This window comes from Microbacterium sp. RG1 (assembly GCF_005347485.1).
Lineage (GTDB): Bacteria > Actinomycetota > Actinomycetes > Actinomycetales > Microbacteriaceae > Microbacterium > Microbacterium binotii_A.
In genome coordinates, this window is record NZ_CP034121.1 from 1,552,843 (window position 1) to 1,566,067 (window position 13,225).

At 62.8% G+C, this 13,225-nt stretch carries 10 protein-coding genes and 3 rRNA genes; 7 read left to right on the plus strand and 6 right to left on the minus strand.

Annotated elements, in window-relative coordinates; genetic code table 11:
* Positions 1–3: 3 nt before the first annotated feature.
* Complete coding sequence (gene nrdH, locus EHF32_RS07440; protein WP_137417590.1) at positions 4–237, minus strand: glutaredoxin-like protein NrdH; 234 nt, start codon at positions 235–237, stop codon at positions 4–6.
* Between the two features lie 368 nt (positions 238–605).
* On the opposite strand from nrdH, the gene EHF32_RS07445 reads away from it, so the two are divergent.
* The 4 genes from EHF32_RS07445 to EHF32_RS07460 all read left to right on the plus strand — a co-directional run bounded on the left by EHF32_RS07445 (position 606) and on the right by EHF32_RS07460 (position 4,816).
* The gene (locus EHF32_RS07445) at positions 606–1,811 is read left to right on the plus strand and encodes an MFS transporter (protein ID WP_137417591.1); all 1,206 of its coding nucleotides are present in this window, start codon (positions 606–608) and stop codon (positions 1,809–1,811) included.
* Between the two features lie 79 nt (positions 1,812–1,890).
* On the plus strand, positions 1,891–2,649 hold the full coding sequence (locus tag EHF32_RS07450; RefSeq protein WP_137417592.1) for an alpha/beta fold hydrolase: 759 nt from the start codon (positions 1,891–1,893) through the stop codon (positions 2,647–2,649).
* Positions 2,646–3,815, plus strand: coding sequence for an acyl-CoA dehydrogenase family protein (locus tag EHF32_RS07455; protein ID WP_137417593.1), 1,170 nt, complete (start codon positions 2,646–2,648; stop codon positions 3,813–3,815). Before EHF32_RS07450 ends, EHF32_RS07455 begins: the two co-directional genes overlap by 4 nt.
* A complete protein-coding gene (locus tag EHF32_RS07460) occupies positions 3,812–4,816 on the plus strand; it encodes an aldo/keto reductase (protein WP_337678157.1) in 1,005 nt (334 codons plus the stop codon). Before EHF32_RS07455 ends, EHF32_RS07460 begins: the two co-directional genes overlap by 4 nt.
* On the opposite strand, the gene EHF32_RS07465 is transcribed toward EHF32_RS07460, so the two are convergent.
* Positions 4,817–5,089: a metal-sensitive transcriptional regulator gene (locus EHF32_RS07465; RefSeq protein WP_137417594.1), complete on the minus strand. Its 273-nt coding sequence runs from the start codon at positions 5,087–5,089 to the stop codon at positions 4,817–4,819.
* A gap of 32 nt (positions 5,090–5,121) precedes the next feature.
* On the opposite strand from EHF32_RS07465, the gene EHF32_RS07470 reads away from it, so the two are divergent.
* The 3 genes from EHF32_RS07470 to EHF32_RS07480 are packed head-to-tail and all read left to right on the plus strand — an operon-like array spanning position 5,122 to position 7,227.
* The gene (locus EHF32_RS07470) at positions 5,122–6,396 is read left to right on the plus strand and encodes a DUF445 domain-containing protein (protein ID WP_137417595.1); all 1,275 of its coding nucleotides are present in this window, start codon (positions 5,122–5,124) and stop codon (positions 6,394–6,396) included.
* An 8-nt stretch (positions 6,397–6,404) separates the two neighbouring features.
* Positions 6,405–6,752 (plus strand): gamma-glutamylcyclotransferase family protein, encoded by a 348-nt coding sequence (locus EHF32_RS07475; RefSeq protein WP_137417596.1) that lies wholly within the window; start codon positions 6,405–6,407, stop codon positions 6,750–6,752.
* Between the two features lie 10 nt (positions 6,753–6,762).
* Positions 6,763–7,227, plus strand: coding sequence for a SixA phosphatase family protein (locus tag EHF32_RS07480; RefSeq protein WP_137417597.1), 465 nt, complete (start codon positions 6,763–6,765; stop codon positions 7,225–7,227).
* Here EHF32_RS07480 and EHF32_RS07485 read toward each other — a convergent pair.
* The 4 genes from EHF32_RS07485 to EHF32_RS07500 all read right to left on the minus strand — a co-directional run bounded on the left by EHF32_RS07485 (position 7,224) and on the right by EHF32_RS07500 (position 13,035).
* Positions 7,224–7,706, minus strand: coding sequence for a YbaK/EbsC family protein (locus EHF32_RS07485; protein WP_137417598.1), 483 nt, complete (start codon positions 7,704–7,706; stop codon positions 7,224–7,226). The genes EHF32_RS07480 and EHF32_RS07485 overlap by 4 nt on opposite strands.
* A gap of 82 nt (positions 7,707–7,788) precedes the next feature.
* Positions 7,789–7,905: ribosomal RNA gene (gene rrf / locus EHF32_RS07490) — 5S ribosomal RNA — on the minus strand.
* 111 nt (positions 7,906–8,016) lie between these two features.
* A 23S ribosomal RNA gene (locus EHF32_RS07495) occupies positions 8,017–11,121 on the minus strand.
* A 391-nt stretch (positions 11,122–11,512) separates the two neighbouring features.
* Positions 11,513–13,035, minus strand: a 16S ribosomal RNA gene (locus EHF32_RS07500).
* The 16S, 23S and 5S rRNA genes sit together here, the layout of an rRNA operon.
* Between the last annotated feature and the right edge of the window lie 190 nt (positions 13,036–13,225).

Here is a 13,225-nt window from a genome sequence, read left to right on the forward strand (position 1 = left end):
CGGTCAGGCCAGGCGCGCGGCCAGCTCGTCGATCTTGTCGGGACGGAAGCCCGACCAGTGGTCCTCGTCGGTGATCACGACGGGAGCCTGCAGGTAGCCGAGGGCCTTGACCTGCTCGAGGGCCGCAGGGTCCTGCGAGACGTCGAGGACCTCGTACTCGATGCCCTTCGAGTCCAGTGCACGGTAGGTGGCATTGCACTGCACGCACGACGGCTTGGTGTAGACGGTGATCGCCATTTCGACCTCTTTCTCCCCTCGGACGGACCTGTTCCCAGCACTTCTCGTCGCCGGGACCTCAATACTACATATGGGTACGGACATCGGATAGCACCACAAGGGGTAGTAGTTACATCCGTGTGATTTTCGTGCCGCTCTCCCCAGATACAACACAGGTTGTCCACCGTTTCATCCACAGCCGCGGTGTGTCTCGGCGGCTGAAAAAACCCTGAATCGCGGGCGAATCCTCGATGAATGACGAAACCATCCACACCGGCGTCCCGCCACCCGGATCCCGCGCGGTGGATAACCGCCGTCGGCGTGTCGCGGCGTGTCGCGCCCCCTCATCCGCCCGGCGGCCGAAGCGCCCGCCGAGATATCCTGAAGGGATGGCCGGATACCAGGAATTGCTGCGCACCCCGGGGGTGGCGCGCATCATCGCCGCACAGCTCACGGCGCGCTTCCCCAACGGGATGACGAGCCTGGCGATCCTCCTGCACGTCGAGCATGTGACCGGCTCCTACGGGTACGCGGGCCTCGTTCTCGCGGCCTCCTCCGTGGGGCAGGCGGTCTCGGGCCCCGTCACCAGCCGATGGATGGGCCGTTGGGGGATGCGGCGTGTGCTGAGCCTGACGATGATCGTCTGCGCACTGGCGATCCTCGCCATCGGCCTGCTCGATCTTCCTGTGGCCGGCTTCATGGCGTTCGGGCTCATCGCGGGACTGTCCACCCCGCCGGTGCAGTCCGCCGTGCGCACGATCTATCCCAAGATGGTCAACTCCCGTCAGCTCACTCCGCTCTACTCGCTGGACGCGTCGCTGCAGGAGATCATCTGGATCATCGCCCCCGTGGTCATCACGTTCATCGCGACGCAGATCGGCACGTGGGAGGCGCTCGTCCTGATCGCCGTCATCCTCGTCGGCGGCGGAACGTGGTTCATCCTCTCCCCCGAGGTCGGCCGGGTGCGCATCCCTCGCAGCAAGCGACGCTTCGGGAAGGTGCTCACGCGCCCCACCGTGCTGCTGGCCACCGTCATCGGGTTCCTGCTCATCGGGGCCTGTTCCGCCGTCGAGGCGGGTGTCGTCGCGACCTTCGACCACGGCGGGCTGGAGGCGGGCATCGTCCTCGCCGTGTTCTCGATCGGCAGCCTTGCCGGAGGCCTCTCGTTCGGCCACGTGCCCATGGGGCCCTGGGCGATGGCGCGACGCATGGGCATCGTCGCCGTCGGCCTGGTGCTGACCATGTTCTCTCTCGACATCTGGTGGCTCTCGGGCACTCTGTTCCTCGCAGGGATCGGCATCGCCCCTGCCCTCGCGGTGCTGTTCGCGATCACCTCCGTGAGTGTCAAGTTCTCCGACACCGCCGAGGCCTACGGGTGGATCGGCACCGGCCAGCTCATCGGCGCCGCGGCGGGCTCCGCCGTCGCCGGCTTCCTCATCGATGCGGTCGAAGCACCCGGGGCCTTCATCGCGGCAGCGGGCTTCGCCGCCGCCGGCGCGATCGTCGCCATCGTGTGCGTCCGCGCCTTCCCGGATCTGCGCCACCGCGACCCGAGCCCCATCCCCGACACGGAGCCCACGCCGATCATCACCTGAGCGCCGTTCGGCGTCCGCGCAGCGCCATAGAGCGACGTAGACGGGCGAGCGGGGCGGCAGGCGTTCTACGCTCGTAGACATGCCCGCATCCGTCGCGCTTCCCACCCTCGCGTGGGGCTCCCCCGCATCCGCTCATCACGCCCTCCTCGTGCACGGACTGGGATCGTCCGGCGCCCTGATGTGGCGCTTCGGAACAGCCCTGGCCGAGGCGGGCTGGCATGCCGTCGCCGTGGATCTGCGCGGTCACGGCCTGGCACCGCGAACGCTCGACTACACGATCGCCGCCTACGCCGCCGATGTGAGCCTGACGGTTCCCGGTTCCGGCAACGCGTGGGACCTCGTCATCGGTCACTCGCTCGGCGGCGCGTCCGCCGTCCTCGCCTCGGCGGAGCATCCCGAGTGGACGAAGCGGCTCGTCCTCATCGATCCCGCGCTGTACCTCCTGCCGGCCGACCGTGCGGTCGTCGAACGCAGCCAGCAGGATGCGTTCGACTCGCCCACCATCGAAGAGGTGCGTGCCGCGCATCCCCACTGGCACCCGCAGGACGTCGAGCTGAAGGCGCAGGCAGCCCAGCTCGCGAGCCCCTGGGCGGTGGAGCAGACGCTGGAGCAGAATCCCGATTGGGATGTGACGGATGCGGCCGCGCGCCTCGCGGTGCCCGCCCACGTGATCGCGTCCGACCCCGCCGTCTACAGCCTGTTCACGGGACCGCGTGCGGACGAGATCCTCGCCGGCAATCCCCGCATCACACGCTCGATCGTGGCCGGAGCCGGGCACTCGCCGCATCGCGATCGCCCGGAAGCCACCGTTGCGGCGCTGCGGGAGGCACTGGCATGACCTTCGATCCGAATGCCTACCTGCCCGATGAGCTGATCGAACGCATCCGCGGGCGCGCAGCGGACACCGATCGCGAGAACGTCTTCCCGGAGGAGGATCTGGCCGAGCTGCGCGCGGCCGGCTATCTCGGCATCCTCGTGCCCGCGGATCGCGGTGGAGCGGGGTTGACGCTCGCCGAGGCGTCCGTCCTGCAGCAGCGGCTGGCGACGGCCGCGCCCGCGACCGCTCTGGCCGTCAACATGCACCTCGTCTGGACAGGGGTGGCCAAGGTGCTGCGCGATCGCGGAATCGATGATCTCGCGTTCGTTCAGACCGGTGCCGCGGCCGGCGAGGTGTTCGCCTTCGGTATCAGCGAAGCGGGCAACGACCTCGTGCTCTTCGACAGCGCGACCGAGGCGGTCCCCCTCGCGGACGGCGGGTACACGTTCACCGGCACGAAGATCTTCACCTCGCTCGCCCCGGTGTGGACGCACCTCGGCGTGCACGGCCTCGACACCACATCCTCCGACGCGCCCAAGCTGGTCTACGGCTTCGTGCCGCGCTCGGATGCGGTGCGCACCCGAGACGACTGGGACACGGTGGGGATGCGAGGAACGCAGTCCCGCACCACGGAGCTCCACGGCGCCGTCGCTCCCGCCGACCGGATCGTGCGCCGGGTCGCGCCCGGCCCCCAGCCCGATCCGATCGTCTTCGGCATCTTCAGCGTCTTCGAGATCCTGCTCGCGTCCGTCTACACCGGCATCGGCCGACGCGCGCTCGACGTCGCCGTCGAGACGGCCGCGCGGCGGCGCTCGCGCAAGACGGGGCTGACGTACAGCCAGGACCCCGACATCCGGTGGCGGGTGGCGGAGATGGCGCTGACGTACGACGCCCTCGTCCCCCAGATCGCCGCGCTCGGCCACGACGTGGATGCCGGCGTGGACCACGGGGCGCGGTGGTTCTCGCTGCTGTCCGGTCTCAAGCACCGGGCAGCCGCGGGCGCCAAGCGGATCGTCGACGAGGCGATCCTCGTAGCCGGGGGCTCGTCGTATTTCTCGTCCAGCGAGTTGGGCCGCCTGTACCGCGACGTCCTCGCCGGCCAGTTCCATCCTTCCGACCCGGAGTCCGCACACGCGACCGTCGCCGCCGCGTGGCTCGGACCGCTCCAGCAGGGGGCGTCCGAGTGAGCGCCGTGGGTCGGGTCGTTCTCGGCGACGGCCTCGAGGTCAGCGCACTCGGCTACGGCGGGATGAGCCTCAGCGACGTGTACGGGCCGGTCGACGACGCGACCGCGCTCGCGACGCTGACGCACGCGGTGGATGCGGGACTCACGTTCGTCGACACGGCCAACATCTACGGCGCGGGCCGCAGCGAGCGCACGATCGCACGGCTGCTCACCAGCCGACGCGACGAGATCACCCTGGCGACCAAGTTCGGGATCTCGGGCGGTGCGATCGGCTCACGCGGCATCCGTGGCGACGCCGCCTACGTGCGCGAACAGATCGATCAGAGCCTCTCCCGACTCGGTACCGACCACGTCGACCTCTACTACCAGCATCGTGTCGATCCGCACGTTCCGATCGAGGAGACGGTCGGCGCGATGTCCGAGCTCGTGACCGCCGGCAAGGTGCTCCACATCGGGCTGTCGGAGGCCACCGCGGACGAGATCCGCCGTGCTCACGCCGTGCATCCGATCGCTGCCGTCCAGACCGAGTGGAGTGTCGTCAGCCGCGACGTGGAGAAGTCCGTCGTTCCGACGGCGGCCGAGCTCGGGATCGGCTTCGTGCCGTACTCGCCGCTGAGCCGTGCCTGGCTGACCGACGCCTTCTCCCCCGCCGACATCGGGCCCGGTGACGGTCGGCCGCGGTTCCCGAGGTTCTCCGCCGAGAACCTCGCCGCCAACGCGGACCTCCGCGCCGGCTATCTCGCTCTGGCGCGCCAGCGCGGCCTGACGGGTGCGCAACTCGCGCTCGGCTGGTTGTTCACGCGCGCCGCGCAGTTCGGAGTGGCCGCAGCGCCCATCCCCGGCTCGCGCTTCACGCGACACGTGGACGAGTGGCTCCCCGCATCCGGGCTCGTCCTGGACGCGGAGACCATGTCGGCCATGGAGCCGTTCGCGGCGGCGATCAGCGGCAACCGCAGCTTCGACGTCGGATGGACGAGTCAGCGCGAGGATCTGGCGAGCTGATCACTTCCCCGCGAAATCGAACGCGCGCAGCAGCTCCTCGACGGCGCGCTCCCGGTCCTCGCCGCCCTCTTCGAACATGTGCGCCACGTGGGTGCGCAGGTGATTCTCGAGCAGCAGACGATTCAACGATTCCAGTGAGCGCTGGATCGCCCGTGACTGCGTGATGATGTCCATGCAGTACTCCTCGGACTCGATCATCTTGGTCACCCCACGCAGTTGTCCCTCCAGGATGCTCGTACGATGCAGGGCGCGCTTCTTGATGTCGTCGATCACGCTGACAGAGTACGCCGTGGAAGGATGACGAAATGCCCCGCACACCGACAGCACTGCTGAGCGACGCCGACCGGGAGCGGTTGCGCGGGCTGCGACTCATGAAGGGAATCGCGCTCGGAGCTCTCATCGTGCTCGCGGTCGTCTTCGTCATCGCCTTCGCGCTGCAGAGCCGCTATCCGTGGCTCTCGTATGTTCGCGCCGCGGCGGAGGGCGGCATGGTCGGAGCGCTCGCGGATTGGTTCGCGGTGACGGCGCTGTTCCGGCGGCCGCTCGGCCTTCCCATCCCGCACACGGCGATCATCCCGACCCGCAAGGACGAGATCGGACGCACGCTCGGCGAGTTCGTCGAGACCAACTTCCTCGCCGCTCCTGTCATCCGCGGCAAGCTCGAGTCCTTCTCACTCTCGGCGCGTCTCGGCGCCTGGCTGTCGCAGCCCGCGAACGCCGAGCGCGTCGCGTCCGAGGGCGCGACGATCGCCACGAACGTCATCGAGGCGCTCAGTGACGATGACGTACAGCAGTTGCTCGGCGACCTCGCCCGCGAGCACTTGGTGCTTCCCGACTGGGGACCGCCGCTCGGCGGGTGGCTCGAGCGCATGGTCGACTCCGGTGCGCACCACGGCGCGGTCGACCTCGCCGCGGACAGCATGGCGTCGTGGTTGCGAGCGAACCGCTCGGCATTCACGGGCCTGATCTCCCGGCGCCTGCCCTCGTGGGTGCCGTCGATGGTGCACACGATGATCGATGAGGCCGCATACCACGAGGCCGTCAAGTTCGTCGCCGCGGTGCGTGCCGATCCCGATCACCCGGCACGGCACGCGGTGGACGGCTACCTCGCGCGTCTGGCGGACAACCTGCAGCACGATGCCGCGACGATCGGACGATTCGAAGACGCGAAGACGACAGTGTTCGATTCGCCTCGGGTCCGAGAGCTGGCCGGCGAGGCGTGGCGCACAGCTAAGAACGGTCTCACGCGCGGCCTCAGCGACCCGCAGAGCGGGCTGCGCCGGCGCCTGGTCGAGACCCTGACGGACATCGGCCGCCGTCTCGAACGGGATGAGGCCCTGCGCGCCCGCGTCGACGGCTGGGTGACGGATGCAGCGGTGTTCGTCATCGAGCGATACCGGCACGACATCGCCTCCGTCATCACCGACACCGTGGAACGCTGGGACCCCGAAGAGACCACCGAGAAGATCGAACTCATGGTCGGCCGCGATCTGCAGTACATTCGCCTCAACGGCACGATCGTGGGATCTCTCGCGGGTCTCACGATCTTCGCGATCGCGCACGCGGTCTTCGGAGCCTAGGGGGCGGGATGAGCACCACGGCGACGTCCGAGCGCCTCTTCTCCTATGGGACGCTTCTGCTCCCGCAGGTGCAGCTCGACCTCTTCGGACGTCGAATCGAGTCGACCGAGGACGTGCTCGCCGGCTATCACGTGCAGTACACAGAGATTGAAGACACGCGTGTCGTGGCCCTGTCCGGTCTGCCCACGCATCCTGTTCTGCGTCGGACCGGGAACACCAGCGACAAGGTCACCGGACGCGTGCTGGCGCTGACCCTCGATGAGCTGGACGCAGCTGACGAATACGAAGTCTCGCTGTACACGCGGGTGTCCGTTGTCCTGCAGAGCGGACGCGACGCCTGGGTCTACGTGGGATAGGAGGCGAAACATGGTCACACTCGTCCTCGTACGCCACGCCAAGTCCGACTGGGGCGTGGCCGGAGTGAGCGACCACGAACGCCCGCTGAACGATCGCGGTCAGCGTGACGCTCCTCTGATGGCTGCGACTCTCGCGGAGACAGATTTCCGCCCCGACCGCCTGCTCAGCAGCACGGCGCTGCGCGCCCGCACGACCGCGGAGGCGTTCGCGGCGTCGCTCGACGTCCCCCTCGAAACCATGCCCGAGTTGTACGGGGCGAGCGTGCCGGAGCTTTGGGACGCGGCGACGGGTGCGGGCGGACGGAGCGTGCTCATCGTCGCCCACGATCCCGGGCTGAGCGAGCTCGCATCCGAGCTCGCGGGGCGCCCCGTCACCATGACGACATGCGCCGTGGCGACGTTCCCGATCCCGGGCGATCGTTGGCCCGCTCTGCCACCCGTCGTCGACGAGTGGAGTATCCAGACGCCCCGTTAAGCCGCGTCGACCTTCACGACCACGCCGCCGGTGAGAGCCACGAGTTCATCGAACGACAGGGGGAACACCGTGTGCGGCGTGCCACCGGCCGCCCAGATCTGGTCGTATTGGGCGAGATCCTCGTCGACGACAGTCACGACCGGCACAGGGTGGCCCGTTGGCGCCACTCCCCCGATCGCCTGTCCCGTCGCCGCGCGGACCTGCTCCACCGTCGCTCGGACAATCGAGGAACGCCCGAGCCGCGCCGCGAGCGCACTCGTGTCGACGCGATGGGCGCCGCTGGTCATCACCAGCAGAGGTTCGTCGTCCGACCAGAACACCAGGCTATTGGCGATGGCACCGACGTCGACGCCGAGAGCGGATGCGGCAAGCGCAGCCGTGGACGCCGCGTCGGGCAGCACCACGATCTCGCCCTCAATGCCGGCAGAACGTAGAGCATCGTGGACGAGCTGGCTGCGAGGGTGAAGGCCTGACGTCATAGCGACAAGCGTATGGCCTTCCGGAAAAGCGTGCAGAAACGCGAAAGGGCCACCCAGCGTTGGGTGGCCCTTTCTAAAAGGAGTCCGGCGGTGTCCTACTCTCCCACAGGGTCCCCCCTGCAGTACCATCGGCGCTGAGAGGCTTAGCTTCCGGGTTCGGAATGGGACCGGGCGTTTCCCTCTCGCTATGGCCGCCGAAACACTATTGATGTTTCAAGTCATGCACACAACAAAAGAATGTTGTCTGCGGTTCTCGACCGTACATCGAGAACCACTCAGTGGACGCGAACAGCTTCAGTTCAAACGAAGTGTTATCAAGTCATCGGCTTATTAGTACCAGTCAGCTACACGCATTACTGCGCTTCCACATCTGGCCTATCAACCCAGTAGTCTGGCTGGGAGCCTCTCACCCGAAGGTATGGAAGTCTCATCTTGAGGCCGGCTTCCCGCTTAGATGCTTTCAGCGGTTATCCATCCCGAACGTAGCTAATCAGCGGTGCTCCTGGCGGAACAACTGACACACCAGAGGTTCGTCCAACCCGGTCCTCTCGTACTAGGGTCAGATCCTCTCAAACTTCCTACGCGCGCAGCGGATAGGGACCGAACTGTCTCACGACGTTCTAAACCCAGCTCGCGTACCGCTTTAATGGGCGAACAGCCCAACCCTTGGGACCTACTCCAGCCCCAGGATGCGACGAGCCGACATCGAGGTGCCAAACCATGCCGTCGATATGGACTCTTGGGCAAGATCAGCCTGTTATCCCCGAGGTACCTTTTATCCGTTGAGCGACAGCGCTTCCACAAGCCACTGCCGGATCACTAGTCCCGACTTTCGTCCCTGCTCGACCTGTCAGTCTCACAGTCAAGCTCCCTTGTGCACTTACACTCGCCACCTGATTGCCAACCAGGTTGAGGGAACCTTTGGGCGCCTCCGTTACTTTTTGGGAGGCAACCGCCCCAGTTAAACTACCCACCAGGCACTGTCCCTGAACCGGATTACGGTTCGAAGTTAGATATCCAGAGTGACCAGAGTGGTATTTCAACAATGACTCCACAAACACTGGCGTGTCTGCTTCACAGTCTCCCACCTATCCTACACAAGCCACACCGAACACCAATACCAAGCTGTAGTAAAGGTCACGGGGTCTTTCCGTCCTGCTGCGCGTAACGAGCATCTTTACTCGTAATGCAATTTCGCCGAGTTCGCGGTTGAGACAGTTGGGAAGTCGTTACGCCATTCGTGCAGGTCGGAACTTACCCGACAAGGAATTTCGCTACCTTAGGATGGTTATAGTTACCACCGCCGTTTACTGGGGCTTAAATTCGCAGCTTCGCTTACGCTAACCGCTCCTCTTAACCTTCCAGCACCGGGCAGGCGTCAGTCCGTATACATCGTCTTGCGACTTGGCACGGACCTGTGTTTTTAGTAAACAGTCGCTACCCACTAGTCTCTGCGGCCACCACACCCTTTCCGGAGCAAGTCCGTATAAGTGGATGGCCCCCCTTCTCCCGAAGTTACGGGGGCATTTTGCCGAGTTCCTTAACCACGATTCTCTCGATCTCCTTGGTATTCTCTACCTGACCACCTGAGTCGGTTTGGGGTACGGGCAGCTAGAACCTCGCGTCGATGCTTTTCTCGGCAGCATAGGATCACCCACTTTTTATCCGCATCGTGTCTCAGCCGAACGAGTCGCGGATTTGCCTACGACTCAGCCTACGCACTTGCCCCGGGACAACCATCGCCCGGGTTGGGCTACCTTCCTGCGTCACACCTGTTAATACGCTAACCGCACCAGCATGGGGTCGAGCGTTCACCAAGACGGCATCACCCCGAAGGGATCCACACATTCCTGGCTAGGACTCTTAGCACCACTGGATTAGCTTGGGCGGTTCTTCGCCGGTACGGGAATATCAACCCGTTGTCCATCGACTACGCCTGTCGGCCTCGCCTTAGGTCCCGACTTACCCAGGGAAGATTAGCTTGACCCTGGAACCCTTGGTCTTTCGGAGGACGTGTTTCTCACACGTCTTTCGCTACTCATGCCTGCATTCTCACTCGTGTAGCCTCCACGGCTGGTTCACACCGCCGCTTCGCTGGCCACACGACGCTCTCCTACCCATCAACACGGCTGGACCACGAAGGCCTACCAATAATGTCAATGCCACAACTTCGGTGGCGTGCTTGAGCCCCGTTACATTGTCGGCGCGGAATCACTTGACCAGTGAGCTATTACGCACTCTTTCAAGGGTGGCTGCTTCTAAGCCAACCTCCTGGTTGTCACAGCAACTCCACATCCTTTCCCACTTAGCACGCGCTTAGGGACCTTAGTTGGTGGTCTGGGTTGTTTCCCTCTCGACTATGAAGCTTATCCCCCACAGTCTCACTGCTGCGCTCTCACTTACCGGCATTCGGAGTTTGGCTGACGTCAGTAACCTTGTAGGGCCCATCGGCCATCCAGTAGCTCTACCTCCGGCAAGAAACACGCAACGCTGCACCTAAATGCATTTCGGAGAGAACCAGCTATCACGAAGTTTGATTGGCCTTTCACCCCTATCCACAGCTCATCCCCTCAGTTTTCAACCTAAGTGGGTTCGGTCCTCCACGACGTCTTACCGTCGCTTCAACCTGGCCATGGATAGATCACTTCGCTTCGGGTCTAGGACACGCGACTGAATCGCCCTATTCAGACTCGCTTTCGCTACGGCTACCCCACACGGGTTAACCTCGCCACGTATCGCTAACTCGCAGGCTCATTCTTCAAAAGGCACGCTGTCACCCCTACTAAGGAGGCTCCAACGGTTTGTAAGCAAACGGTTTCAGGTACTATTTCACTCCCCTCCCGGGGTACTTTTCACCTTTCCCTCACGGTACTTGTCCGCTATCGGTCATCTGGGAGTATTTAGGCTTATCAGGTGGTCCTGACAGATTCACACGGGATTTCTCGGGCCCCGTGCTACTTGGGATACTCTCCACGCCAGAACACGCATTTCGACTACGGGGCTGGCACCCACTATGGCTGGCCTTTCAAGACCATTCGTCTATACGCTTCTGTCACGTCGATCACCCGGCAGGATGATCAAGAAAGTCCCACAACCCCCAACGTGCAACGCCTGCCGGCTATCACACACGCTAGGTTTAGCCTCTTCCGATTTCGCTCGCCACTACTCACGGAATCACGGTTGTTTTCTCTTCCTGTGGGTACTGAGATGTTTCACTTCCCCACGTTCCCTCTACCCGCCCTATATATTCAGGCGGGAGTCACTAGGTCGGCACGCCGCCCAGCGGGGTTTCCCCATTCGGAGACCCTCGGATCAAAGTGTGCTTATCCACTCCCCGAGGCTTATCGCAGATTGCTACGTCCTTCTTCGGCTCCAGATGCCAAGGCATCCACCGTTTGCTCTTAAAGACTTGAAATCACATGAGTTTAAATCGTCAACTCGAAAATTGACTAAATGATCTAAAAAAGATCACCTGTGAAATGAATCCGAAGATTCATCTCTAAGATGCTCGCGTCCACTGTGTAGTTCTCAAAGTACGGGCGGTACCAACCCCCACTGCACAAGCAGCAGAAGAAGGCCCAGAGGTACAGCCGCAACCCCCAAAGGAGTCACACCCGGTCCCTCAGGACCCAACAGCGTGCATGCCCTCACCCAAGAACCCAGCTCCGTTCCAAACCCGAAGGTCGTACTAGAAACCAGACACTCACATGAGAGCCTCGTCAAATGTTCCACCCATGAGCTCCCAGCGAAGAACGTGTGCCTTCGAACTGGGTTCTGGAAGTCCGAAGACTTCAGATGCTCCTTAGAAAGGAGGTGATCCAGCCGCACCTTCCGGTACGGCTACCTTGTTACGACTTAGTCCTAATTACCGATCCCACCTTCGACGGCTCCCTCCACAAGGGTTAGGCCACCGGCTTCAGGTGTTACCGACTTTCATGACTTGACGGGCGGTGTGTACAAGACCCGGGAACGTATTCACCGCAGCGTTGCTGATCTGCGATTACTAGCGACTCCGACTTCATGAGGTCGAGTTGCAGACCTCAATCCGAACTGGGACCGGCTTTTTGGGATTCGCTCCACCTCACGGTATTGCAGCCCTTTGTACCGGCCATTGTAGCATGCGTGAAGCCCAAGACATAAGGGGCATGATGATTTGACGTCATCCCCACCTTCCTCCGAGTTGACCCCGGCAGTATCCCATGAGTTCCCACCATTACGTGCTGGCAACATAGAACGAGGGTTGCGCTCGTTGCGGGACTTAACCCAACATCTCACGACACGAGCTGACGACAACCATGCACCACCTGTATACGAGTGTCCAAAGAGTTCTACATTTCTGCAGCGTTCTCGTATATGTCAAGCCTTGGTAAGGTTCTTCGCGTTGCATCGAATTAATCCGCATGCTCCGCCGCTTGTGCGGGTCCCCGTCAATTCCTTTGAGTTTTAGCCTTGCGGCCGTACTCCCCAGGCGGGGAACTTAATGCGTTAGCTGCGTCACGGAAACCGTGGAATGGTCCCCACAACTAGTTCCCAACGTTTACGGGGTGGACTACCAGGGTATCTAAGCCTGTTTGCTCCCCACCCTTTCGCTCCTCAGCGTCAGTTACGGCCCAGAGATCTGCCTTCGCCATCGGTGTTCCTCCTGATATCTGCGCATTCCACCGCTACACCAGGAATTCCAATCTCCCCTACCGCACTCTAGTCTGCCCGTACCCACTGCAGGCTGGAGGTTGAGCCTCCAGTTTTCACAGCAGACGCGACAAACCGCCTACGAGCTCTTTACGCCCAATAATTCCGGATAACGCTTGCGCCCTACGTATTACCGCGGCTGCTGGCACGTAGTTAGCCGGCGCTTTTTCTGCAAGTACCGTCACTTTCGCTTCTTCCTTGCTAAAAGAGGTTTACAACCCGAAGGCCGTCATCCCTCACGCGGCGTTGCTGCATCAGGCTTTCGCCCATTGTGCAATATTCCCCACTGCTGCCTCCCGTAGGAGTCTGGGCCGTGTCTCAGTCCCAGTGTGGCCGGTCACCCTCTCAGGCCGGCTACCCGTCGACGCCTTGGTGAGCCATTACCTCACCAACAAGCTGATAGGCCGCGAGCCCATCCTGAACCAAAAAATCTTTCCAAACGTTGACCATGCGGCCACGTCTCGTATCCAGTATTAGACGCCGTTTCCAGCGCTTATCCCAGAGTCCAGGGCAGGTTGCTCACGTGTTACTCACCCGTTCGCCACTGATCCACAGAGCAAGCTCTGCTTCACCGTTCGACTTGCATGTGTTAAGCACGCCGCCAGCGTTCATCCTGAGCCAGGATCAAACTCTCCGTAAAAGAAAAATGCATACACACAACGGAAAAAGAAGTGCGCAGCGAGTTTGAACTGACCAAAAGGATGCCATTACTGACAATCCATAACGCCAACCCCAAAGGGTTGGACTTGATCCAAAGGAATCTCACCCAGCCGAAGCTGGAACGAGGTTATTTGGCATTTGACAAGTGCACGCTGTTGAGTTCTCAAGGA

Coding starts and splice junctions, on each gene's coding strand:
- nrdH (WP_137417590.1), bottom strand. CDS start 237: ATGGCGATCACCGTCTACACCAAGCCGTCGTGCGTGCAGTGCAATGCC.
- EHF32_RS07445 (WP_137417591.1), top strand. CDS start 606: ATGGCCGGATACCAGGAATTGCTGCGCACCCCGGGGGTGGCGCGCATC.
- EHF32_RS07450 (WP_137417592.1), top strand. CDS start 1,891: ATGCCCGCATCCGTCGCGCTTCCCACCCTCGCGTGGGGCTCCCCCGCA.
- EHF32_RS07455 (WP_137417593.1), top strand. CDS start 2,646: ATGACCTTCGATCCGAATGCCTACCTGCCCGATGAGCTGATCGAACGC.
- EHF32_RS07470 (WP_137417595.1), top strand. CDS start 5,122: ATGCCCCGCACACCGACAGCACTGCTGAGCGACGCCGACCGGGAGCGG.
- EHF32_RS07475 (WP_137417596.1), top strand. CDS start 6,405: ATGAGCACCACGGCGACGTCCGAGCGCCTCTTCTCCTATGGGACGCTT.
- EHF32_RS07480 (WP_137417597.1), top strand. CDS start 6,763: ATGGTCACACTCGTCCTCGTACGCCACGCCAAGTCCGACTGGGGCGTG.
- EHF32_RS07485 (WP_137417598.1), bottom strand. CDS start 7,706: ATGACGTCAGGCCTTCACCCTCGCAGCCAGCTCGTCCACGATGCTCTA.